The organism is Massilia sp. Leaf139, assembly GCF_001424165.1.
In the GTDB taxonomy this organism is placed as follows: Bacteria; Pseudomonadota; Gammaproteobacteria; order Burkholderiales; family Burkholderiaceae_D; genus Telluria.
The window spans coordinates 94,017-115,681 of record NZ_LMOJ01000003.1 but is presented as its reverse complement, the minus strand read 5'-3'; the positions used below and the strand labels follow the sequence as shown (position 1 = coordinate 115,681).

At 58.6% G+C, this 21,665-nt stretch carries 22 protein-coding genes and 2 pseudogenes; 16 read left to right on the top strand and 8 right to left on the bottom strand.

What is annotated here, in order from left to right:
* The first annotated feature begins 5 nt into the window (after positions 1-5).
* The 12 genes from ASF77_RS07440 to ASF77_RS07385 all read left to right on the top strand — a co-directional run bounded on the left by ASF77_RS07440 (position 6) and on the right by ASF77_RS07385 (position 9,556).
* Positions 6-1,184 carry a flagellar hook protein FlgE gene (locus ASF77_RS07440; RefSeq protein ID WP_056337047.1) on the top strand — a complete coding sequence of 393 codons (1,179 nt, stop codon included), beginning with the start codon at positions 6-8 and terminating at the stop codon, positions 1,182-1,184.
* The gene (locus tag ASF77_RS07435) at positions 1,184-1,966 is read left to right on the top strand and encodes a FliM/FliN family flagellar motor C-terminal domain-containing protein (RefSeq protein WP_056337044.1); all 783 of its coding nucleotides are present in this window, start codon (positions 1,184-1,186) and stop codon (positions 1,964-1,966) included. Before ASF77_RS07440 ends, ASF77_RS07435 begins: the two co-directional genes overlap by 1 nt.
* 19 nt (positions 1,967-1,985) lie before the next feature.
* Complete coding sequence (locus ASF77_RS07430; RefSeq protein ID WP_056337041.1) at positions 1,986-2,348, top strand: FliM/FliN family flagellar motor switch protein; 363 nt, start codon at positions 1,986-1,988, stop codon at positions 2,346-2,348.
* 2 nt (positions 2,349-2,350) lie between these two features.
* A complete protein-coding gene (locus tag ASF77_RS07425; protein ID WP_056337037.1) occupies positions 2,351-2,722 on the top strand; it encodes a flagellar biosynthetic protein FliO in 372 nt (123 codons plus the stop codon).
* Positions 2,719-3,495 (top strand): flagellar type III secretion system pore protein FliP, encoded by a 777-nt coding sequence (gene fliP / locus ASF77_RS07420; RefSeq protein ID WP_082493639.1) that lies wholly within the window; start codon positions 2,719-2,721, stop codon positions 3,493-3,495. Before ASF77_RS07425 ends, fliP begins: the two co-directional genes overlap by 4 nt.
* 13 nt (positions 3,496-3,508) lie before the next feature.
* On the top strand, positions 3,509-4,276 hold the full coding sequence (locus ASF77_RS07415) for a sigma-70 family RNA polymerase sigma factor (protein WP_082493638.1): 768 nt from the start codon (positions 3,509-3,511) through the stop codon (positions 4,274-4,276).
* A gap of 52 nt (positions 4,277-4,328) precedes the next feature.
* Positions 4,329-4,913, top strand: coding sequence for a lipopolysaccharide assembly protein LapB (locus ASF77_RS07410; protein ID WP_056337030.1), 585 nt, complete (start codon positions 4,329-4,331; stop codon positions 4,911-4,913).
* Between the two features lie 5 nt (positions 4,914-4,918).
* Positions 4,919-5,305: a hypothetical protein gene (locus ASF77_RS07405; protein WP_056337027.1), complete on the top strand. Its 387-nt coding sequence runs from the start codon at positions 4,919-4,921 to the stop codon at positions 5,303-5,305.
* A 90-nt stretch (positions 5,306-5,395) separates the two neighbouring features.
* Positions 5,396-5,662 carry a flagellar biosynthesis protein FliQ gene (fliQ, locus tag ASF77_RS07400; protein ID WP_056337023.1) on the top strand — a complete coding sequence of 89 codons (267 nt, stop codon included), beginning with the start codon at positions 5,396-5,398 and terminating at the stop codon, positions 5,660-5,662.
* Positions 5,663-5,670: 8 nt separating this feature from the next.
* On the top strand, positions 5,671-6,441 hold the full coding sequence (locus ASF77_RS07395; protein WP_056337020.1) for a flagellar biosynthetic protein FliR: 771 nt from the start codon (positions 5,671-5,673) through the stop codon (positions 6,439-6,441).
* Entirely contained in the window at positions 6,434-7,504 is a 1,071-nt protein-coding gene (locus tag ASF77_RS07390) for a flagellar biosynthesis protein FlhB (RefSeq protein WP_056337017.1), read from the top strand. Before ASF77_RS07395 ends, ASF77_RS07390 begins: the two co-directional genes overlap by 8 nt.
* Positions 7,505-7,516: 12 nt before the next feature.
* Entirely contained in the window at positions 7,517-9,556 is a 2,040-nt protein-coding gene (locus ASF77_RS07385; RefSeq protein WP_056337014.1) for a flagellar biosynthesis protein FlhA, read from the top strand.
* Between the two features lie 74 nt (positions 9,557-9,630).
* On the opposite strand, the pseudogene ASF77_RS23555 reads toward ASF77_RS07385, so the two are convergent.
* The 4 genes and pseudogenes from ASF77_RS23555 to ASF77_RS07375 all read right to left on the bottom strand — a co-directional run.
* Positions 9,631-9,912 (bottom strand): annotated as a pseudogene (locus ASF77_RS23555) (IS3 family transposase); the annotation flags it as partial.
* A gap of 16 nt (positions 9,913-9,928) precedes the next feature.
* Positions 9,929-10,996, bottom strand: a complete 1,068-nt coding sequence (locus ASF77_RS07380) for an IS110 family transposase (RefSeq protein ID WP_056337011.1) — start codon at positions 10,994-10,996, stop codon at positions 9,929-9,931.
* A gap of 244 nt (positions 10,997-11,240) precedes the next feature.
* Positions 11,241-11,867 carry an IS3 family transposase gene (locus tag ASF77_RS23550; protein WP_162244837.1) on the bottom strand — a complete coding sequence of 209 codons (627 nt, stop codon included), beginning with the start codon at positions 11,865-11,867 and terminating at the stop codon, positions 11,241-11,243.
* Positions 11,864-12,151, bottom strand: coding sequence for an IS3 family transposase (locus ASF77_RS07375; RefSeq protein WP_056337007.1), 288 nt, complete (start codon positions 12,149-12,151; stop codon positions 11,864-11,866). Before ASF77_RS07375 ends, ASF77_RS23550 begins: the two co-directional genes overlap by 4 nt.
* Before the next feature lie 251 nt (positions 12,152-12,402).
* Between ASF77_RS07375 and ASF77_RS07370 the strand changes: the two genes are divergently transcribed.
* Positions 12,403-13,380: an IS481 family transposase gene (locus ASF77_RS07370; protein ID WP_056337004.1), complete on the top strand. Its 978-nt coding sequence runs from the start codon at positions 12,403-12,405 to the stop codon at positions 13,378-13,380.
* 311 nt (positions 13,381-13,691) lie between these two features.
* Here ASF77_RS07370 and ASF77_RS24120 read toward each other — a convergent pair whose 3' ends face one another.
* Together ASF77_RS24120 and ASF77_RS24115 are read right to left on the bottom strand one after the other, a co-directional pair.
* On the bottom strand, positions 13,692-14,273 hold the full coding sequence (locus tag ASF77_RS24120) for a hypothetical protein (protein WP_156648784.1): 582 nt from the start codon (positions 14,271-14,273) through the stop codon (positions 13,692-13,694).
* 231 nt (positions 14,274-14,504) lie between these two features.
* The gene (locus tag ASF77_RS24115) at positions 14,505-15,245 is read right to left on the bottom strand and encodes a hypothetical protein (RefSeq protein ID WP_156648783.1); all 741 of its coding nucleotides are present in this window, start codon (positions 15,243-15,245) and stop codon (positions 14,505-14,507) included.
* Positions 15,246-15,418: 173 nt separating this feature from the next.
* On the opposite strand from ASF77_RS24115, the pseudogene ASF77_RS07365 reads away from it, so the two are divergent.
* Together ASF77_RS07365 and ASF77_RS07360 are read left to right on the top strand one after the other, a co-directional pair.
* Positions 15,419-16,046, top strand: a pseudogene (locus ASF77_RS07365) (DNA polymerase domain-containing protein); the annotation flags it as partial.
* A 1,271-nt stretch (positions 16,047-17,317) separates the two neighbouring features.
* Positions 17,318-18,478 (top strand): PHB depolymerase family esterase, encoded by a 1,161-nt coding sequence (locus tag ASF77_RS07360; RefSeq protein WP_056336999.1) that lies wholly within the window; start codon positions 17,318-17,320, stop codon positions 18,476-18,478.
* 508 nt (positions 18,479-18,986) lie between these two features.
* Here the strand turns inward: ASF77_RS07360 and ASF77_RS07355 are convergent.
* Entirely contained in the window at positions 18,987-19,373 is a 387-nt protein-coding gene (locus ASF77_RS07355; RefSeq protein WP_056336996.1) for a type II toxin-antitoxin system VapC family toxin, read from the bottom strand.
* Entirely contained in the window at positions 19,370-19,570 is a 201-nt protein-coding gene (locus ASF77_RS07350) for a type II toxin-antitoxin system VapB family antitoxin (protein WP_056337103.1), read from the bottom strand. Before ASF77_RS07350 ends, ASF77_RS07355 begins: the two co-directional genes overlap by 4 nt.
* Positions 19,571-20,335: 765 nt before the next feature.
* Between ASF77_RS07350 and ASF77_RS07345 the strand changes: the two genes are divergently transcribed.
* Positions 20,336-21,658: an Eco57I restriction-modification methylase domain-containing protein gene (locus ASF77_RS07345; protein WP_056336993.1), complete on the top strand. Its 1,323-nt coding sequence runs from the start codon at positions 20,336-20,338 to the stop codon at positions 21,656-21,658.
* Positions 21,659-21,665 lie beyond the last annotated feature (7 nt).

Below are 21,665 nucleotides of genomic sequence, written 5' to 3'. Positions count from 1 at the left end.
ATACCATGTTCGATACGATCTTCATCGGCACCTCCGGCCTCCTGAACCATGCGAAGGGCTTGCGCACGGTCGGCAACAACTTGGCCAACGTGAACACACCTGGCTTCAAGAGCTCGCAGCTCCAGTTCACGAACCTGTTCGAACAGGGTGGCGGCGCTGGCCAGGCCGGCGGCGGCCAGACCAGCGGCGGCGGCACGGGCCTCGCTACGCTTGGCCTCGACGTCAGTTTTCGCGCCGGGCTGGATCAAAGTACGGGCAATCCCCTTGACGTGGCCATCAACGGCAACGGCTTCTACACGCTCAAGCGCGACGGACAGCTGCTCTACACCCGCGCCGGCGATTTCCGCTTTGACGAAAAAGGTTTCCTGGTCAATTCGAGCGGCGACCTGGTACAGGGACTCGACGCCGACGGCCGCCTGACCGACATCACGCTCGACAGCCTGGCACGCAGCGTGCCGAAAGCGACATCGACGGTGGTCTTCAATGGCAGCATCTCGAACGCCGCGCCGAGCACGCCGCCGGTCAGCACCGGTGTAAACAACGTGATGATTCTCGACGCAAACGGCATCGACCATCCGGTCAAGTTGAGCATTGCGAACGATGGCGATGGCAATTACACCGTGACGGTGATGAATGCCGCCAATGAAACGGTGGCGACCGGCGCCATCAAGTTTGCCGGCATCGTCCCGGTGCCTGGCTCTGACAGTATGACGTTCTCCTACGCGCCGGCTGGCGGCAGCGCGGTCGACGTCAAGCTCGACTTCTCGAAAACCTCGCTCGGCAGCGTGGCCAGCATCGGTGTGGCCTCGCAGGACGGTTACGTCGGCGGAACCAAGACCGACCAGACCATTGGCGCCGACGGCACGCTCACCGTCCAGTACTCGAACGGCCAGAGCGCCAAGGGGCCGCGTATCGCGCTGGCCGACTTCCAGGCCGACGGAGCGCTCGAGGACGCGGGCGGGGCGGCCTTCCGCAAGACCGCAAATGCGCAGGTGCTGTATGGCTACGCCGGTTCCGAGTCGTTCGGCAAGCTCGCCGCCGGCCACCGTGAGGGTTCCAACGTCGACCTGGCCGAGGAGTTCGGCAACCTGATCCTCATGCAGCGTGGCTACCAGGCGGCGTCGCACGTGGTAAGCACCGCGAACGACATGATTCAGCAATTGTTCGACATGAAAGGCCGCTGATGAAGGCGACTCCGTTCATGCTGATCGGCGCCTCGGCCCTGGCGTCGATCGAATCGGCCGTCATGCCGGCCCTCCACGCCTGGGCCGGCGAGTGGGGAATCGTGCACGATGCCGTCTCGGTGGGCGCGCGCCGCGCCTACGAGCACGGCGTCCAGGATGGCCTGGCCTGGTCGTGCTCGTACGCCCAGGATCACCACGCCTATTTCGGCTGGCATCCAGCCAGCACCGAAGGATTGTGCGCGCTGATGTTCCCGCCGGACATCGCCCCGGCGCAGCAGGACGCGGCCATGGCGCAGCTGGCCCCGGCCGCCGCGCGCCAGGCCATGGAGGCACTGGCCATGGCATTGACGGCCGTCGCGTTTCCGGGGGGCGGCCGGTCGCCTGCCTCGCGCACGGCGCCGGGCGCGGCGCTATATGCCCGCGGCGCCGGTGCGGTGGTGCTGTCGATCGCCGTCGGCAGCGTGCGCGCCAGCCTGTTGCTGGACGGTGCCTGCGTGCGCGCGTTGGCCGCGCCCGCCGGTGCGCTGCACTTGCCGCCGCTCGGCAAGATCGACCTGCAGGGTGCGTTGGCCGGTACCGGGCTGACGCTCGATCTGACGGTCGGCAGTGCCCAAGTCGGACTGAATCACCTGTTGGCGCTCGCTGTCGGCGACGTGATCCGCCTGGACACGTCGGTCGAGCAGCCCGTCGCCTTGCGCCTGCCATCGGGCGCCGCCGTATTGAACGGCTACATGGGCAAGTCCGGCGGCCAGCTGGCCGTCGAACTGACCCGCTTGAACTAATTCTATCTGGAGCAGCAACATGAGCAGTATTTCCCTCGAAGCCGTGGCGGCAGTCGCCGCGGTCGCCGCCGGCGCTACCCAACCGATCGCACTGCCGGAACTGGATGCGGGCGCCGGCACCGGCAGCGCATTACTGACGACGAGCAACGCGCTGCTCGACAGCATCGACGTCACCCTGTCGGTGGTTGTCGGCCAGTCGCGCACCACGCTCGGCGAGCTGCTGCGCCTGAAGGAAGCCGACCTCTTGACGATCGATCGCAAGGCCGATTATCCAGTCGACGTGGTCGTCAATGGCAATGTCGTGGCACGCGGTCAGCTGGTGGTGATCGACGACGCCTTTGGCGTGCGCGTCACCGAAGTCGCAGTCGCCGCTAAAGCGTGACGATGAGCTCACCGACTCCGGCTCCGACGCCAGCGGCCGGTGCGGCATTCGCGGCACCCGCCCAGACGACGGCGCCCGCGATCCCGTTCAAGCGCGACACTGGTGCCGATACGTCCGCATTCGGCGGTGGCGCGGCCGGTGTACTGGTCGTTTCCCTGCTTGCCATCGCGGCGGTGCTGGTAGTGCGCAAGCGCCTCGGGTTGGGGCAGCCACAACAGGGCGGCGGACGCCTGGTCAAGGTGCTGGAATCGCAGCGTCTGGGGCCGCGCACCTTGCTATCCGTGGTCGAATTCTCGGGGACGCGCTACCTGATCGCCCAGGGCGAACACGGCATTTCATGTGTAGCCAGCACGCCCGCGGCCGGCGAGCCATGATCCGCGTCGTTCCGATCAATGCACGCCGCGTTGCGCTGGCCGGCGCGGGCCTACTGGCGCTGTTTGCCGCCGGGTTCGCAGCCGCGGCCGAGCCGACCCTGAGCGCGGCCGGCATGCAGGTCACCTTCGGCACACAGGGCGGCGGCGAATACGGCTCGGCCGTCAAGATCCTGCTTGGCCTCACGGTTCTCAGTCTGGCACCCGCGATCCTGATGTCGATGACCTCGTTCGTCCGTATCGTGATCGTGCTCTCGATGCTGCGCCATGCACTGGGCATGCAGGAAACGCCGCCGAATACCGTGATCGTGAGCCTGGCGCTGTTCCTGACCTTCTTCACGATGGCGCCGGCGCTCAACCAAATAAACGAACAGGCGCTGCAGCCTTTCATGGACGGTAAGCTGGCGCCGCAGGCGGCGGTAACGAAAGGAACCGGCCCGCTTCGCGAATTCATGGTGCGCCAGACCCGCGAGCAGGATCTGGCGCTCATGGTCGAGCTGGCGAAAGCCGAGCAGCCGTCGAGCATCGACGACATCAGCATGGTGCAGCTGATCCCGGCCTTCATGCTCTCCGAGCTGCGGGCCGCATTCCAGATCGGCTTTGTCGTTTTCCTGCCGTTCTTGCTGGTCGACCTGATTGTTTCGAGCGCACTGATGGCGCTGGGCATGATGATGGTTCCGCCGGCCTCGATTTCGCTGCCGCTCAAGATTCTCATGTTCGTCCTGATCGACGGCTGGAGTCTGGTGGTGCGCGCCCTGTTAGGTACCTTCAGCTAGCAGCCGCCCGCCGATGAACTCGCCGACTTCGCTTGCCGTACGCCCTCCGTTGCGTCCCGATGCCGGGGAAGTTTCGGATCTGTGGGCATACTATGTGCACAGCCGCGACCCGGCGGCGCGCGAGCGGCTGCTGGCGGCGTACACGGAGTTTGCGCGAATGCTAGCGGCCAAGGTGTTCGCGCGGCGGATCTTTACCGAAATGGAGTTCGACGATTATTTTCAGTATGCGAGGGTGGGGCTGATCGAAGCGATCGACCGCTATGAACCAGCACGAGGCATCAAGTTCGAAACCTATGCCAGCAGCCGGATCAATGGCGCGATGCTCAACGGGATCGAAACCTGTAGCGAACTTCAGCAGCAGCTGCATGCGCGCAAGCGCCTGGTCAGTCAGCGTGTCGCTTCGCTCGCCGAGAAGGCGCCGGAGCAGGCGGGCGCGCAGGACGTGTTCGCGCGGCTGGCGGAGATCGCGATCGGCCTGGCGGTCGGGCTCGCGCTCGAGGAGTCGGGCATGCACATGTCCGAAGATGCCCACTATGCCGATAACAGCTATACCGCGGTGGAGATGAAGCGGTTACAGTCACGAATTAAGGTGGCGGTGCGTGCGCTTCCGCCAAACCAGCGGCAGGTGATCACCTCGCACTATCTGCACCACATGGCGTTCGAGGAGGTGGCGACGAACATGTCGCTCACCCGCGGACGCGTATCGCAATTACATAAGCAGGCGCTGGCGGGACTGCGCATTCAGCTGGAAAAGTCCAGCGACATGGATCTGCGTTTTTGACGCGCGTACGCGCCGCCGGCATCGAAGCAAACATTTTTCAGGAGACGACATCATGATTCCCAATTCCTTATCGCTGCTGGACCAGACCGAACTGCTGCAATTGGCGATCGATGCGAGCAACGGTGGTGCAGCCGGCGCCGCCATTGCCTACTTGAAGGAAGCCGTGTCGCGCACCGATGCAACCGCCAACGCGCACTTTCTGCTCGGCTCCGAGTACGCGCAGATCAAGCTGTACGACCGCGCCGTGAACGAGATGGAAGCCTCGCTCGCGCTTGATCCTGGGCTGTCGATCGCGCGTCTGCAGCTCGGCCTGTTGTGGCTGACGAGCGGCGCGGCCGAGCGCGCTGTGCAGGTGCTGGCGCCGCTCTCGGATCTGGGCCAGGCCGATCCGCTGCGCCTGTTCGGCGAAGGATTGTGCGCGCTGGTGCGCGACGAATTCGACGAGACCGTGCGCCTGCTGGAAAGCGGCATTGCACACAACCACGCCAACGACGCGTTGAACACCGATATGCGCAGGCTGCTGGACGAATTGGCTCCGCTGCGCGCAACGCGAGGGCAGAGCGCGCCGGAACCGGCTGCGGCCGAGGACATCCCGCACCTGCTGCTGTCCGCCTACACCGGCAATACCAGCCACTGAGTCGAATGGTCGCCAGCAGCCCGGTCTCCAGCGTCAGCCAGCTCGTCACGGTCATCCGTAGCGAGCTGTCGAAGGTCGCCACGCCGCTGCAACGCGCGGCAGGCGCGCTTGCCGAGAGCCAGCCGCGCGGCGCGCGGTATGCGCAGTCCAGGCTGCCGGGCCTGATCGCGGCGCGCATCCGCCAGATCGGGCGCGACGATCCGCAGCGCGGCCGGAAGGCCTTCCGGGTTTTTCTGGAGGCAGTGCTGCTGTCGTCCTTCGGCGAGCAAATGGTGGCCGATCCCCGGTTTCATCAACTGGTCGACGACGTGCAGCAAGCCATGGAAAGCCAGCCCGCCTGCGCGCAGCTGGTCGGCGAAGCCATCGACCAGCTGCTCGCCCGCCATAGCTGAGCGGCGATCCCATCATTTTCATGTCGACAGATTCAGGATTTAATATGCATCATCCACTCAACCGGCGCGCGTACCTCAACCGGAGGCACCATGCGGCCTGATCTCGCGTTGCAGCTGCTCTCCGAACTGCTGTGGAACGCGCTGATCATCTCGGCGCCGCTGCTGGCCGTCACGCTGGTGGTGGGACTGATCGTCAGCGTGCTGCAGGTGGTAACCCAGATTCAGGAAGCGTCCCTGACCTTCGTTCCCAAAATCGTCACGGCGGTGGTGGTGCTGGTCGTGTGCGGGCCGTGGATGCTCAAGCGGCTGGTCGGATTCTCGGCCAGCCTGATCGCCAATATTCCGAGCTACTTCTAGGCAGGCGCATGACGATCGACTTCGATCCGGCGTGGGCCATGTCGGTGTTCCTGGTGTCCCTGAGGGTCGGCGTGCTCCTGATGTTGTCGCCGGTTTTCACCGGCCTGAACGGCCTGGTGACCGTACGTGTGCTGCTGACCCTGGTGCTGAGCGCACTGCTGGTGTCGAACCTGCAGGTGCCGCCTGCGCCGGCCGCGCTCTCGCTCGGCGCGATCGTGTTCGCAGCGGTGCTGGAAGTGGCGGTCGGCGCCACGCTGGCATTCGGCGTGATGGCGGCATTCGGCGCCTTTTCCCTGGCCGGCAAGATCCTCGACATCCAGAGCGGCTTCGGCATCGGGGGTGTGTACGACCCGGTCACGCGGAGCGGTGCGCCGCTGTTCGCCACGATGCTCAACATGGCGGCGGTCGTCGTTTTCTTCGGCATGGATGCCCATCATGCCTTCATGCGCGGCCTGGCGTTCTCGCTGCGTAGCGTCCCACCGGGCAGCGGCTTCGCCGCGCTCGATGCCGACGCGGTCGTTGCCCAGTTCGGCCTGGTGTTTTCGCTGGGCTTGTCGCTGGTGATTCCGGTGGTGCTGTGCCTGCTGTTGGTCGAGCTGGGACTTGCGGTGGTATCGCGCGTGCTGCCGCAAATGAACGTGATCATTGTGCTCATTCCCATCAAGCTGGTGGCCGGCCTGTCGCTGTTCGCGCTGACCGTGGTCACGCTGGGGCCGGGCATGAGCAAGGTGTACGCGTCGATCTTTCAATTCTGGGAACAGGTGTTGACCCATGGCTGAGCAGGACGCGGATCTATCCGAAAGCGCCACTCCCTACAAGCTGGAAGAAGCGCGCAAGAAGGGCTCGGTCGCCAAAAGCAATGATTTCACCGCGATGGCGATGATGGCGGCGCTGACCGTCTCGCTGTATTCGATCGGCTGGACTGGGCTGCGCGAGTTGCTGCAGATGCAGCAGCGGATCCTCACGCGGCCCCTGCGCGGCGAGATGGGCGTCGATGCGGTAGCGGCCTGGATGGGCGAACTGGCGATCGGCATGCTGGCCGTCATGGGGCCGTTCCTGCTGACCCTGGTGGTGGTGGCGGTCGTCGTCAATCTGTTTCAGACCGGCCCCGTGTTCAGCTTTCATCCTTTGATTCCCGACCTGAGCCGCATCAGTCCAGGTACGGGCCTGAAGCGGATCTTCTCCATGCGTACCGTGTTCGAGACGGTCAAGAGTTTGATCAAGCTCGTCGTGCTGGGCGCGCTGATGTACGTCGTGGTGCGCGACGCCGTTCCCGGCATGGTCGCCCTGACGACCGTCGACGCCAAGGCCTATGCCCAGCCCTTGATCGGCCTGTCGGCGGCGCTAATGGTCAAGCTGGTGCTGGCCCTGCTCGTGATCGGCGTGCTCGATCTTGTGTTCACGCGAATGGAGTTCGCAAAGAAAATGCGGATGAGCAAACGCGACGTGCGCGACGAATCGAAGAACCGGGAAGGCGATCCGCGCATCCGCTCACGCATCCGCGAGCTGCGTCAGGAAGTGCTCAAGCGAAGCAAGTCGGCGGCGAACGTGCCGAAGGCCGACGTCCTGATCACCAATCCCACCCGCATCGCCGTGGCGCTGAGCTACCGCCACGGCGAATCCGGCGCGCCGAAAGTGATCGCGAAAGGGGCGGGGGCGCTGGCGCGCCAGATGCGCGAGACGGCCAGTCGCCACAACATCCCGGTCGTGCAGAACAAGCCGCTGGCACGGGCCTTGTTCCGCGAAGTCGATTACGAAGGCTACGTGCCGGAAAAGTGGTATCCGCAGGTCGCCAAGATCATGGTGTGGGTTTATTCAATGCGCAATTCGAAGCGCGTCTAGAAAGGCAGTGTAATGTTGCGTCGTTTTTTTGGCGGTAACTCCGACCTGGTGATGGTGCTGCTGGTCGTCGGCATCCTGACAGTCCTGTTCGTACCGATCCCATCGGTCGCGCTCGACTTCCTCATCCTCGTCAACGTCAGTTTCGCCTTGCTGATCCTGCTGCTGACCTTCTACATAACGCGGCCGGTGGAATTCTCGACCTTCCCCTCGCTGCTACTGATCGCCACGCTGTTCCGGCTGGCCCTGAACGTCGCCGCCACTCGCCTGATCCTGACCGACGCCGACGCCGGGCGCGTGATTTCCTCGATCGGCTCCTACGTCATCGGCGGCAACTACGTGATCGGCATGATCGTGTTCCTGATCCTGGTCGTCGTGCAGTACGTCGTCGTTACCAACGGCGCGCAGCGCGTATCGGAGGTGGCCGCGCGCTTCACGCTAGACAGCATGCCTGGCCAGCAGATGAGTATCGACGCCGACCTCAACATGGGTTTCATCGACCAGGAAGAGGCCAAGCGTCGCCGCAAGACGCTCGAGAAGGAGACCGGGTTCTACGGCGCGATGGATGGCGCCAGTAAATTCGTCAAGGGCGACGCGATCGCCGGCATCGTTATCCTGCTCATCAATATCATCGGCGGCCTGGTGATCGGTGTCATGCAGATGGGCATGCGCTGGGACGAAGCACTGCAGACCTTCACGCTGCTGACGGTGGGAGACGGCATCGTCACCCAAGTGCCCGCGCTCGTCATCGCGGTGGGCACCGGCATCATCGTGACCCGGTCGGCGTCGGACGGCAACCTCAGCAAGGAAGTGTTGCATCAGATGACCTCGTTCCCAAAGACCTTGTTCATCGTCGCAGGGGCCCTGTCGATCATGCTGCTCATGCCTGGCATTCCCGTCGTGCCTGTGCTGTTCCTTGTAAGCGGTTTGCTGCTCGCCGGGATCGTGATCGCGCGCCGCCAGACGGGCGGCAAGGATGCGGTCGAGGAGGAAGCGCCCGCCGCCACCGGTGACGAGCAGACGACTTACGATTCGCTAAAGGTCGAGGCGGTCGAGGTACTGGTCGGCTCCGGCATCGCGCCGATGGTGGCCGGCGAACAAACCGTCTTCATGGAGCGCATCGCGGCGATTCGCAAGCAGTATGCCCTCGAGTCCGGCATGGTGTTGCCACGCGTGCGCTTCCGTGACGCGCCGCACCTTGGCGCGAACGCCTACGAGCTCTACGTATTCGGCGTCATCGCCGGACGTGGCGACATCATGACCGATCGGACGCTGGCGATCCATGCCGGCGGCGAGGCGCGTCCTTTGAAAGGCATCGCGACGCGCGAGCCGACCTACGGGCTGGCTGCCGTCTGGGTCGAGGACAGCGAAAAGGAAGTCGCGCGCGCTTCGCGCTACACCCTGGTCGATCCGGGAACCGTATTTGTGACCCATCTGAGCGAGGTGCTGAAGCAGCAATCCGCCGCTTTGCTGACCCGCACGGAAACCGACCGGCTGCTGCAGCGCATCCGCGACCAGCAGCCCGGATTGGTCGAAGAACTGGTGCCGACCATCCTGTCGCTCAGCGACGTGCAGAAGGTTCTGCAAAACCTGTTGAAGGAAAAGGTGTCGATCCGCAACCTAGAGGTGGTGCTGGAGACCCTCGTCGACGTCGGCCGTAGTAGCAAGGATCTGGGATATCTCACCGAGGTGGTGCGCCAGCGCCTGGGCCCGGCAATCTGTGCAGCCCTTCTAGGAGAACAGACGGCGCTCCATGTCGTAACGCTCGACCCGGCCATCGAACAAACGCTAATCGAAAGCGTAAGGGCCGTCGAGACAGGTACTACGCTAGCGGTGGAGCCTAAGACAGCGGAACTGCTCTTGTCGCGGCTAGCGGCCCAATCCGAGCGAATGATGAAAAGCAATATGCTTCCTGTTTTACTTTGTTCGCCTGACTTACGACGTCACATGCGCATGCTTTCCGAGCGAGTACTGCCGCACCTTCGTGTCTTGTCGATGGCCGAGATACCTAATTCGATCAATCTAAAAGCCTACGCGACAGTGTCATTACAATAGAAGACCAAAAGCTCAATGAAAGACCCAATGGCAGAGGGAAATCTGGCCTTCCCCCATCGATACGGACACTTCCGTTAGGCGCATTTTAGATTTTCAAACTGTACCGGGCCGATGTAGCCGATAGTGGAATGACGCCGGCGTGGATTGTAGAACCTTTCTATGTAATCAAACACGTCTGCGCGTAACTCATCCCTGGTTCGGTAATGCTTTTTGCTTAGGCGCTCAGTCTTGAGCGTCGAGAAGAAGCTTTCCATTGCAGCGTTGTCCCAGCAGTTGTCGCGACGGCTCATGCTGCAAACAATGCCGTGTGATTCGAGCAGGCGCTGGAAATCCTAGCTCGTATATTGCGAGCCCTGGACGCCCTTCTAAGTGTCAAGCGGCGATTTGTGTGGTGTTGATCTCATGCTGCCTTCGTCGAATGATGTGAAAGACTTCGCGAGCAATGTAGCGCTTGAGGCAACGGATGGCTTCAAGTTTGGAATGTCCCTCACTGAGCCGTTTGGTTACATATGCCTGTGTCCGGGCATCGGTCCGCAAGCGACCAATCGCAATGATATTCAGCGCGCTGTTTGCCGCTCTGTCGCCTCCACGATTCAAGCGATGTCTTGAGACTTTTCCGGAGGAGGCGGGCACTGGGCTGACGCCGCATAGCGCAGCAAAACTGGTCTCGGACTGCAGGCGCTCACTGTTATCGCCAGCCGTCAGTAACAGCTGAGACGCCGACTCATATCCAATCGAGTTTTGCGCAATGAGTTCTGGAGCTAATTCCTCGACGAGCCCAGCAATCATGGTGTCGAGGTCAGCGATCTCATCGTGCAATTCCAGATAGCGCCGGCCCAGGGACTTGAGCGCGATACGATAAGCCGAGGTCAGATTTCGGTAATCGGACAGGTTCGGGCGCCAGGCTGCCAGGGTTCGTATGAGCTGCATGCGTGTCAACTTGCGCAGCGATTCCCGAAGCTCGTCTGGTGCGCTAACGATCGTGTTTTGAATGAGTTGCAGGGCAACCCGGCGAGCGGCGATCGCAGTCTTGCGGCACGCTTTCAGTACCCGCAAGGATTCGACCATGCCATCGCGTGTCTTGGGTGTGACGGTACGCACCTGGGCCAACGCTGCATGGGCAGCATTTTCTGCATCGATCGTATCGTCCTTACCTCGCTTGCGGCGATCATGTTTATCCGGCGCCGTCACTTCCAGCACGGTGACGCCAGCTTGCTGAAGGTAACGGAGTAAACTGGCGCCGTAGGTTCCGGTGCATTCCACACCGATCCGAGCAAGCTCACCATACGAACGAAACCAAGCCAACATCTGTTTGTACCCATGACGCGTATTTGCGAAGCACTCGTTGCCCAGAACGTGATCCTGACCATCCACTACCGCTGCGAAATGCAGATCCTTGTGGGTATCCACACCACCGATTACAACCCGTTGCTCATCCATGGCCCGCCGCTCCCCAAAGGTAATAGTTAGGCGATTTCGCCGCTCACCAATACCTGGACAAGACAGTAAAGCGACAGAGCGTCAGGCCCTTCTTGGGTCACATGTACCGACGAGGCGAAACCTCGCCGCAAAACGTTGCTGGGCGACCGACAGATCCAGGGGAAGACAGTATTTTGTCGATCAGAGTGCGGGTCAGGTCGCCCAGAACGCTCTACAGCACCAGATCATTTCTGGTTGATCTATCCTATGGAGAAACAGATCGCGCAGGAACACTGGCACCGACATTCTTACTATCCGAGTGATGCAGCACAGCGTGAGGTCGGCCACGACGAAAGACGGCCATCAGCAGAGCGTCCATCACTAGCTTTGCCGTTATTGTCGGCTGCATTGACCAGCCCACCACGCGCCGTGAGTACAGATCCAGCACGACAGCAACAAACAGCCAGCCTTCGCCAGTCCATACGTAAGTGAAGTCGGCCGCCCATTTCTGGTTCGGGCCTGTCGCTTCAAACTGCCGGTCCAGCAGGTTCGGTGCGATGGCATGCACTGGTGAGTCAAGCTGACCTGGCGCCCGGCGCCGCTTGTGACGGGCCTTGATGCCGGCCGCTTTCATCAGTCGCGCCACGCGATTCTCGCTGCAGGAAAAACCAGCGTCGATAAGGTCTCGCACTACGCGCGGCGAACCGTATGTGCCATCGCTGGCTTCGTGGCTGTGCTTGATTGCGTTGAGGAGCTGGGCGTTCTCGCGTTCATGGGCACTTGCTGGCCGGCCGAGCCAGTCGTAGAAGCCACTGCTCGATACGCCGAGCAGACGGCACATCGTTCGTGTTGGCCAGATGGGTCGATATTTGGCGATGAAGCCGTACTTCACTTGAGGTCGGCTGCGAAGTAGCCGAGCGCCTTTTTTAATATGTCGCGCTCCGTCTTGACCTGCGCCAGCTCGCGCCGCATGCGCTCGTATTCCTGGGCCGATACCTTCTCACGCCCGATTGCGACCTCTGCATCGACGTTGGAATCTCTGTACCACCGTCCCAGCAAATTAGCACCGATGCCAAGATCGCGGGCTATTGCTGCCTTGCTCGCGCCAGGCTGGCCTACCAGCTTGACTGCTTCGCGCTTAAACTCTTCTGAGAACAACCGTCTTTCACGTGCCATTCAATACCTCCGATAGGAACATCATACCTATCGAAAGTGTCCGTCGTGGTGGGGGAAGGCCAACTACCGCGAGGTTCAGAGCATCCTCGATAGCAGCGAGATTTTGATCTCAAAGCAACTAACTGTTTAGTTTCGTGTGATCATGTCCCTCGTCGTAGCTGGCCTTTGTTCCGTGCAAAGGCTATGCTTGGCGAGTTGATTGCTGGGTTCAGCAGTCCAGGCATTCACTCACAGCAGGAGCAGCTGGCAGCATGAGTGCACGCATTCACCCGCAAGCGCGTACTACCCCGAAAATCCGGCAAGAGATCAAGGACTCCGGCCTGTCGGATCGCCAGGCAGCGAAGGTCTTCAACATTACCCGGGCCACCGCCAAGAAATGGCTCAAGCGCGATGACATACAAGACCGCTCCCATCGTGCCCATACGCTGCACACGACCCTCAGTGCTGCCCAGGAGAATATCGTTCTTGCGCTGCGCCAGACACTCTATCTGCCACTGGACGACCTGCTGTTCATTACTCGGCAATACATCAATTCCGAGGTTTCCCGATCCGGCATCGCCCGGCTTCTCAAGCGCGAAGGCATGTCGCGCCTGGAGGACGTCATTCCGAAGGCCGAAGGCGAGACGCTGCCGCCGAAAAAGACCTTCAAGGACTACGAGCCGGGCTTCATCCACATCGACATCAAATACCTGCCGCAAATGCCCGATGAGACTTCGCGCCGCTACCTGTTCGTTGCCATCGACCGCGCGACGCGCTGGGTATTCATGCACATTTATGGCGACATGACGGACAAGAGCAGCGTCGATTTTCTGCGCCGGCTCACGCTCGCTTCGCCGATCAAGATTGCCAAGATCCTGACCGACAACGGTTCTCAATTTACCGACCACTTCGCCAACAAGGACAAGAAGCCCAGCGGCAAACATGCCTTCGATGTCGCTTGCGCCGCTCTACCTGTCGAGCACCGCCTGGCGCCGCCACGCCACCCGCAAACGAACGGCATGGTGGAACGCTTCAATGGCCGTATCAATGAGCTACTGCAGCAGACGCGCTTCGACAGCAGGGCTGACCTGGAGACGACTTTGCTGAACTATTTGAAGCTGTACAACCACCATATTCCGCAACGGGCCATCGACAGCAAGACACCGATCCTGGCGCTCAAGGAATGGCAGAAGAAGCGCCCGGAATTATTCGTTAAACGGGTTTATGACCAGGCGGGACTTGACAACTAACGAAGCAACGGTAATGCAGCTGAAGCAGAAGTTCACCTCCGGTGACGAAAAAGAGGTACTGCAGTCGTATGCCGCCCGCATACTACGTTCGCGAGGCTCCGGACGAGCACTAGGGGATCAGATTGGCCAAAGCAAGTCGCCCTCAATGTAACGAAGTGAGCCGCGTGATGGTACTTTCACCTTTGTGTCCTCTCATATGGACGATGGACGAGTCTACGCAAAAGTAAGGCATGTGAAAATACCGTTCGGTGGCTAGCAGGATTATGTCGATAACGTTGCGTGATCCTCGAGTCAATAAAAAATAAACAAATTTACGCTAAAAGATCAATTGCAATGCGTGCTAGGCGGGATAGGCCGCCGCAACTAAGCTCGATTTCCCCTTGACTGCGGATAGGATCTTTGGGGAAGATACTTCCCGGAGGAGTCCTTACATGCGTCACTTCATTCCGCAGCCGCGTATAGATCGATTCGTCCCTGCCAGTTTTCGGATGTGGGGAGAAAGGAGGGTTAGAAGGATCATGATCGGCTACAAATTTATCAAATCGTGCTTGCGATGGTTCGCCTAGAAGAGCAGATATGATCAAGTAATGCCCTAGGAACTGCACAGTGGGATTTGTGGCGGAGCGGGCATGATGATAAAGCTCTAAATAAATATCTTTTGGCGTGGCAGGTGCTTCGATGACGGATCGGAGCTCTTCCGTACTTCGCTCGATGATAATTGATGCGGGTGACACGCTGGGCATCGTGGCGCTGCCCCGAGCGGAGATTAGTCGGCGCCCAGCTTCGTCCTGCAAATTTTGAATTTGACAGGTTGAGGTTCCAGTCAGCATTCCAAATTTAGCTTCAAGCCTAAATAATATCAATCTAAGTAATGCAAGAGCAAGGTCTTCCATGGTGCGTGCTGAGGTGCACCGCGTTATGTGCATCGTCGTGACAATCGTTTTAGCGTCAGGACATGCGATCGTACACCCTGTAACAAATTCCGACTCCAGTCCGAAGTCGAACTGATCGAAACGCAATGCCGGTACAATTACCGGGGTTGTTAACACGCATGTCCCAGAATACATAAGGTAACTGTTCTACTTAAATTTTAATCGAGCAACTAAATTTAGTATGCGATTTTTTCATTGTGCAGGTTCCGAATGAGCCATTATCTCCTCGTTTGACATGTTCGCTAGATCGATCGCAGCTCCTTGGACATAGAATGATTTTGAACGGTCGCCACCTTCGTATATTGTCAGGCCAATTTGAGCATAGTCACTGCAGTCTGGGGCACCCATGCCGAAAGTTATCATTTGTGCCGCTGCCTTCATATAGTCGGCTGCATGAATGCTACTTTCTACTGTCGTGAGAAAGCGATTCTCAGCATTTTTTTTGGTTGCGTCATCAATTGAGAAGGGCCAGTTCGCCACCAACTGAGCCATTGCAATAACCGCAGCAGTGTCCTCAGGATAAATTTGTGCTGCCCAGGCGCGATTATTCCCTGTCTTATAAGGAGCTCCGAGAATCCGGACGTTATATCGTCCGTCGATTGGTAAGTTGGTCTGAGATACCACCGCTTGCACAACATTGCAAACCTCAGTGTTTATCGCTTTCAATGCGCCATTCCTATCCGATGCATTTTTTCGCTTTATGCAGCTGAGCAACTCGCGGCTGACAAGGTAGTCTCCAGCAGCCGTATACCAGCTGCCTTCGACGAATTGGATTTTCCGATATTTCTCCGAGAGCGTGAGCACGCCTAAGTCATGCTCGATGATGAATTCCCGATCATCTGCCGCAGTGAGTGGCGCTGACCCGAAGGTTACTCGTGTGTCGGCCGCAACGAGGCTTATTCCATTCTTCGCGTATGCGAAACAAAAGGTCATATCAATTCTTTCGACGTTAGCGGTTCTACTTTATACACGAGCCTGCCAAGGTTGGCGAATGCTAGCTGTTCCATACATTGCCGCTGAGACCAATCAAACATTGTGAGCCGCTAATAGGAACAGGGCTGAAGCTAGATAAATTTTGCAGTGCATCGTTCCAACTCTTCTAATGTCTGCACGAGGAGTCTGGGCTCGGGAGCGCGCTCGAGCTGGAGTACGATACGCATTTTTGGCGCTTCCTGATGCCGACCGTGCGCGGCTCCATCAAGGGCAGCAAGAAGCGCTATGCCGGCCTGGCCGGCACGCCTGATGGCTTTGATTTGATCGTGTTCAAGGGCCTGGAAGCGGTGCGCATCGACTGGACGCCGCTGGCGCAGCAGTTCCAGCAGGGTTTGTACGGCTGCATCTTCCGGCGCGAGTCCTACGAGGACTACGTGCGCGACTACGTGGCACGCATCCTGCGCGGGGACTTCGACGACCTGCTCGTCTATTACAAGCGCCTGCGCCAGCCACTCGAGCAGTACGAGCACAACGTGCCGTCACACGTGCGCGCCGCCCGCATCGCTGACGGCTTTTATATCGCCCAAGGCCGGGGAGCGCAATACCGCAACGGGCTGGATTCGCTACCTGATGACGACCGCCGGGCCTGAGCCGATGGAGGCCTGGATGGAAGATAAGCGGTCGCCGATCGATTACGAGCACTATCTGGTCAAGCAGCTGGAACCTGTCGCCGACGGCATTCTGCCCTTTGTCGGCGATAGCGTCGCGCGCCTTACCAGACCGCAGGGTGCGTTGTTCTGACGCCCATCCCAGATGGCTGGCGTCGGAGTAGCCAGCCATGTCGACGGCACCACGAACCATGCAATGGATTTTATTGAGCCTGCTCCTGTTGATACTGTTGCGCTGCATCTCAACTTCTTGCATGAATCCTTCAAACTCAGTAGCGGTCTCGATACGGCGTACGACCTGGTCATTGGCGTCCTCAACGGTAAAAGTACCGTTCCGCTCTAGAACGCCCATGATGGCAGCCCGGATATTCGCAAGGGACGGATCGGTGCCTGTGGTTACCAAAGCAGTCTAGGTTTCCTCAGCAATCGAGACGTCGTGTTCTAGAAAATTTAGCTGAAAATTCATTGTTGATCTCCTTCGAATGAATTGGTTGGACAGCATGTCGTGTTGCTCATTGTTGTTGAGCGACGTCTGGCGCTGGCCAGTCAAGCAAGGCCGCGACGCGACGAATTACCCACCGTAATAAAGGTAGCTCGCCCAACCCAAGTGCTTCAACCAGAAGATACACTTTCAGCAGTATGTCGATCGGCCTGACAGACCGATCCGACTCCAGCTGGAGCTGTGCGCATTCGCTTGCGAGATGCAGCGCAAGTTCCTCGCATATATTCTAGGTCACGAGGCGATTCCAGTGCGTGCCATCTGGTTCGTGTGGAAAATCGAATGCAACAGCGGTGTAATCAGTTCTGGCTGCGCGCTGCTTCGTCATGCTGCTTCTCTTAAATAACCAAACGAGAGTCATAGCACTGTATAAATGCACAGTAGTGGCGTGCGGTAGCAATGTTCTCTAAGGTACGGGTGTCGAGGCGTTGTCCCGTAGGCAAGGCCGTCGTCCGATGAAGGAAATGTGTGACTACTCACGAAGGAAATGTGTGACTACTGACGGGGATGAAGTAAATGTGTGACTGTACTTCGCGTAGGTGCTAAACAGGCACATTGGGCGAGTACGTCCTTTCAGGCGAGGTAGCGGCCGGGCGCTGGATCATCCATGGCGCTGCACATGCCTGGTCAGATGGGAGCGGACGCGGCAGCTATACCGATGTGAGTAGTCCTAACGCCAGCAGGGAAATGTTGCGCTTCTTCCTGCAGAGCCAGATTAAAGGTAGAACTTCCCGTGCAGATCACCAGGCCTGGCTCGCCCTGACCCGCCGCCACGAAAACCCGGGGCGGCTCAGGACGCCAATCCAACGGCAGCTGGAGCAGATGACGGTTGGGGTATGCCAGCGCACGGAACACGTGTAGAGTCGGCGGTATATTGCAGTGCACCATAAAATTGGCGGAACACTATGGCGAAACGCGCCCCGGGTGTACGGCTCATGCGCACGCTGGCTCGAGCCGCAAAAACGCAACAGTCGACGCTGTTCAAGGTGTTGGACACCTACGCGACGCCACCGAAAAAGCGCGCGCGCAAGGCGCCGCCGCGCAAAGCTCTGTCAACGCACGCCAATCTGCAAGTCCCGTTAGCGGACGTCTGGCGCCACCAGCAATCCAGTCGGTCCGCGCCGGGCCAATGGCTGGCAGAGCGCTATCCGCTTCCGATACGGCCGGGACAGGCAGTCGTACAATACATGCGTTACTGGCTGTACGTACCGAAGCGTATTCCGGACATCGTGGAGCGACACGGCTGGCCATTGATCGTGATGCTGCACGGCTGTCAACAGAGCGCGACCGAGTTCGCCCAGGGCACACGCATGAACCGGCTGGCGGAAGACAAAGGCTACGCGGTGCTCTATCCGGAGCAACTGATGAGTGTGCAGGCCCAGCGCTGCTGGCGCTGGTATGACCGATCCACCCAGCAGGGCGGTGGGGAAACCGTCGCGTTGGCGGCGTTGATCGGGAACCTATGTGAACAGCATTCGATCGACCGGCGCCGCATCTATGCGTGCGGCCTGTCCGCCGGTGCCGGCATGGCGGCCGTGCTCGCGCTGAATCATCCTGAATTGATCGCTGCTGTCGGCCTGCATTCCGGGCCCGTGTTCGGTGTCGGGCATACACCTGCAGGTGCGCTGCATGTGATGCGCCATGGCGCGGGGGCGCAGTCCGATGCGGCGATCCTTGGCGTAATGCAGCGCCGTGCCGCGAACGCGTCGCCACGCGCGCCGGAATTGATGCCGATGATACCTGCTGTCCTGATCCAGGGGGATGACGACCAGGTGGTGCGTCCGATAAACCAGCAGCACCTGACGCGTCAGTGGTTGCAATTGAATGGCGTACCGGACGGTCCGGCAACGCGCGTGACGGTGAAACCAGCTGGCCGGGGCGGCGGCCGGAATGCGCAGGAGATTCACGATTACCTAATCGGGCGCAAGGTCGTGTTACGCGTGGTTCGTATCGCGGGCTTGGGCCATGCATGGAGCGGTGGCGATTCGAATTTGCGATTCAATGCGGAAGCAGGGCCGGAGGCAAGTCGGATGGTGCTTGAATTCTTTGGTAGACACCGGCGATGAAGGACATGGCTCATCCAGCTGCATATTCGAAGTTATGTTGAGTTTGCCCTGCAGACTGCATTCACCCGTTGGAAGTAGCTCATCTTTAACACCCCGGTTGCCTTCGCAGTATCGACAGCCCCTACGGGCACTTCGGAATGGGCGAATTCAAAGCTACATCATGTTCGATCAGCCTACCGGGAGTCATATAGCACATCCGTCAACGACAGTAGGCAGGATGCTCGAATTAGAAAAGTCCTCCCACGGCAACTGAGCCTGCAACATGTGTCAGTTTCCAAGTGGCTCACTCGATACTCAGCGTGATCCATCGCTGGCCAGCTCCCTGTAGAAGCTCACCTTTTCCTCTATCTCTTCTAATACCTGCCCGGCTTTTGTCCCGATCGCGGCGTCGAAAGCGTCCCGTGGAACAGAAAAGGCACCGTAGAAACTATTTACCTTAATCCGTGCTAAGTGAACGACGACTATCCAGCACTAAAGCGGATTGATCCAAACGAACACAACAACTTTGCTAGTGTCGAGCTGGCAGATAAGCGATGCCAAACCGCTCGGCCAGCTGCAAGAGGCGCTTGTCCTGTGTCCACAACCGGGCACCTGGCGTGAGCAATGCCGATGCCAACAGCGCCAGGTCGACCAGGCCACATCCGAGCCCGAATAGCTGTTCGCGCTCGATCAGCTCCCTCACTTCGTTCAGGCTCGCTTGCCGCGTCTGCGGAAGCATTGCGATGTCACTGAGTGTGCGCGCCCGCGGCGACGGCGGCGTACCACATGCCAGCTCCGTCACGATCATTGGATGCGTCAACGCCAGATCCAGCGTCAGTAGACCGACGAGGGCCTCGTTGCGGCGCCTAAAATGATCGACCCATACCGAGGTGTCGACCAGGACACCGCCCGTCATGCCGATTCAGCGGCGCGGCGCGGCACCTCGGGCATCTCCGGTGACGCTCCCCCGAGTGCCGCGAGACGCTTTGCCGCCTGCACCCGGACAAACGTTTTGATGGCTTCCCGGAACAGGTCTGCCCGATCCATCTCCGGATCGGCCATGTCCAGGGCTTTCGCGTACAGCTCGTCGTCGATCGTGACCGTCGTCCTCATGGCGCCTCCAGCATCAAAGATGAATCGATTTTGCATCAGAATGAACATCATTACAAGGACGAACGCGTGCCGATAGGGCTGTGAGGCGTCATCGGGAATGCGGGCGTCCCACTCGTGAGATGACCAGGGAACAATGCCGGTCGGGGCCAGCACCGGTTAGAACCTTTCGGGTCGTAGCTGTGGGGTTGAAACCGCTCCTTGTCGAAACATAATCATGCTGCAAATAATTCGACTTAATGGTGGCTAAGTCGAAAGTTTTTAGGTGGTCAGCGATTAGTCCACTGCCGCCGCGATGTCGTTTCCATAAATGGTGTTTCTGATCCGGTCGTTTCCACGTCCGCGAACGCGCTGACACACATCTTGCGAGGCACGGCAGAGGGCGTATAACGGCGCTGCGATCTGCTCTACATGTGCTTCGTTCTAATCCAAGTAGGATCAGACTTCCGTAGTCGTCGGCACTTTTGAGTCTGCGTTAAGTCTGCCTCGATGTGAACATGACGGGTTGTCAAGGCACCGGTGGCTTGTCTACCCCACTATCAGCCTCCGAGGGACACTATCTAGGTAGACCAACGGTTGATGCAGATTGTGGACGCCCCTATTGGCTTCCTGTCCTCGTAGCCACGAGGCGGTCACCTTACTCAACAACCACATCGTCATCGCACCCATAGACGGCAGCCCCCTCGACAAGCAAAGGGCGGGTTGCCACAAATAAATTTCCTCTATGGCTAGAATAGGGTTACTCACCGACAGGGCATACATGCCATAATGTTGAGTTACATTGCAATTCAAGCCAGCAAAATGAAGGATGTTCACCTAGCAAGTTGTCAGATTGAAACACCCCACGAAGTTGTCGACTTAGCGTGGGGATTGGCGAGAGAAGCTCGCGAGCGTTCAAAGTTCAAAAATGTTATTGACTTCGGTGCTGGCGATTGCCGCTTTGCCTTAAGGCCAGAATATTTCGAAAGCTATTTAGGTATTGAACGCGACTGTTCTCGGTTTCAAACCGCCCAACTGCCTCCTAACGCTAGAGTTGTGTTAGGTGACGCCTTGGAGAAAAATTATGTCGATTTTGATCTGTGCATTGGTAATCCGCCTTATGTACGCCATCATCATCTTGACAAAGACTGGCGTTCTGCGGTACTTCACGACTTTGCGCAATCCGGTGTTAAGTTAAAAGCTACAGCTAATGCGTTCGTACTATTTTTAACAAAAGCTATCTTATCGACAAAAGATGATGGTTTAGTTGTTCAAGTTATTCCTTATGAGTGGGTGACAAGACCTAGCGCCTTAGAATTACGAAACTTCATAAAGAATGAAGGCTGGTCTGTAACCGTCCTCAGATTTGCTGCGGATATATTTCCGAAAGTTCTGACTACCGCTTCGATAACTATTATTGATAAGGCGAATAAAGCGGGGTTGTGGAGATTTGGAATAATTCACGCTGATGGTGCAGTGGAATATGTTTCAAGCCCCTCTGGGAGCACTAGCGAAGTGTTGAAGTACACTCCGCGATCAGCATCCACTTTTGCCCTTCGGGGACTAAGTCCAGGGGGCCAGGAGATTTTTGTGTTGACCGAAGAAGAACGACTATTTCATGGTTTGAGTAGACGCACCGATGTCGTGCCAGCGATAACAAGTCTCCGTAATTTCCCGTCGGGAAAAAGTACTTTGGACGAAAAGGCCTTTATCCAATATTATGTTGAGAAGGGCCGGCGCTGTTGGCTAATCCAATCACATGCGGAAAAATTATCTGCGCAGCTTTCGCAGTATCTTTTGACCGTGCAGGATAGCTGGCAGAAGTATAGTACATGTACCGCGCGAGCGGTATGGTATAGGTATAAGCCTCATTCAGTTCCCGAACTATTGATAGCGTCTGGTTTTATCGGAAATACCCCTAAGGTTGTTATCAATAAAGTTAAAGCAGTCGCCGTGGGATCCGTCTATGCTGTGTTCTCAGGTCGCCATGATCCTTCAGTTTTGCACAAACAACTAATGAGTTACGACTTCAGAAGCAAAGTTGTAAGTCATGCAAACAATTTAAATAAGATTGAAGTAAATCAACTTAATAGTGTCTTAGAACATATATAGGTCGAGA

What these genes read in the sequence shown, in the direction of transcription:
- ASF77_RS07440 (WP_056337047.1), top strand. Translation starts at nt 6, where the DNA reads ATGTTCGATACGATCTTCATCGGCACCTCCGGCCTCCTGAACCATGCG.
- ASF77_RS07435 (WP_056337044.1), top strand. Translation starts at nt 1,184, where the DNA reads ATGAAGGCGACTCCGTTCATGCTGATCGGCGCCTCGGCCCTGGCGTCG.
- ASF77_RS07430 (WP_056337041.1), top strand. Translation starts at nt 1,986, where the DNA reads ATGAGCAGTATTTCCCTCGAAGCCGTGGCGGCAGTCGCCGCGGTCGCC.
- ASF77_RS07425 (WP_056337037.1), top strand. Translation starts at nt 2,351, where the DNA reads ATGAGCTCACCGACTCCGGCTCCGACGCCAGCGGCCGGTGCGGCATTC.
- fliP (WP_082493639.1), top strand. Translation starts at nt 2,719, where the DNA reads ATGATCCGCGTCGTTCCGATCAATGCACGCCGCGTTGCGCTGGCCGGC.
- ASF77_RS07415 (WP_082493638.1), top strand. Translation starts at nt 3,509, where the DNA reads ATGAACTCGCCGACTTCGCTTGCCGTACGCCCTCCGTTGCGTCCCGAT.
- ASF77_RS07410 (WP_056337030.1), top strand. Translation starts at nt 4,329, where the DNA reads ATGATTCCCAATTCCTTATCGCTGCTGGACCAGACCGAACTGCTGCAA.
- ASF77_RS07405 (WP_056337027.1), top strand. Translation starts at nt 4,919, where the DNA reads ATGGTCGCCAGCAGCCCGGTCTCCAGCGTCAGCCAGCTCGTCACGGTC.
- fliQ (WP_056337023.1), top strand. Translation starts at nt 5,396, where the DNA reads ATGCGGCCTGATCTCGCGTTGCAGCTGCTCTCCGAACTGCTGTGGAAC.
- ASF77_RS07395 (WP_056337020.1), top strand. Translation starts at nt 5,671, where the DNA reads ATGACGATCGACTTCGATCCGGCGTGGGCCATGTCGGTGTTCCTGGTG.
- ASF77_RS07390 (WP_056337017.1), top strand. Translation starts at nt 6,434, where the DNA reads ATGGCTGAGCAGGACGCGGATCTATCCGAAAGCGCCACTCCCTACAAG.
- ASF77_RS07385 (WP_056337014.1), top strand. Translation starts at nt 7,517, where the DNA reads ATGTTGCGTCGTTTTTTTGGCGGTAACTCCGACCTGGTGATGGTGCTG.
- ASF77_RS07380 (WP_056337011.1), bottom strand. Translation starts at nt 10,996, where the DNA reads ATGGATGAGCAACGGGTTGTAATCGGTGGTGTGGATACCCACAAGGAT.
- ASF77_RS07375 (WP_056337007.1), bottom strand. Translation starts at nt 12,151, where the DNA reads ATGGCACGTGAAAGACGGTTGTTCTCAGAAGAGTTTAAGCGCGAAGCA.
- ASF77_RS07370 (WP_056337004.1), top strand. Translation starts at nt 12,403, where the DNA reads ATGAGTGCACGCATTCACCCGCAAGCGCGTACTACCCCGAAAATCCGG.
- ASF77_RS24120 (WP_156648784.1), bottom strand. Translation starts at nt 14,273, where the DNA reads ATGGAAGACCTTGCTCTTGCATTACTTAGATTGATATTATTTAGGCTT.
- ASF77_RS24115 (WP_156648783.1), bottom strand. Translation starts at nt 15,245, where the DNA reads ATGACCTTTTGTTTCGCATACGCGAAGAATGGAATAAGCCTCGTTGCG.
- ASF77_RS07360 (WP_056336999.1), top strand. Translation starts at nt 17,318, where the DNA reads ATGGCGAAACGCGCCCCGGGTGTACGGCTCATGCGCACGCTGGCTCGA.
- ASF77_RS07355 (WP_056336996.1), bottom strand. Translation starts at nt 19,373, where the DNA reads ATGACGGGCGGTGTCCTGGTCGACACCTCGGTATGGGTCGATCATTTT.
- ASF77_RS07350 (WP_056337103.1), bottom strand. Translation starts at nt 19,570, where the DNA reads ATGAGGACGACGGTCACGATCGACGACGAGCTGTACGCGAAAGCCCTG.
- ASF77_RS07345 (WP_056336993.1), top strand. Translation starts at nt 20,336, where the DNA reads ATGTTGAGTTACATTGCAATTCAAGCCAGCAAAATGAAGGATGTTCAC.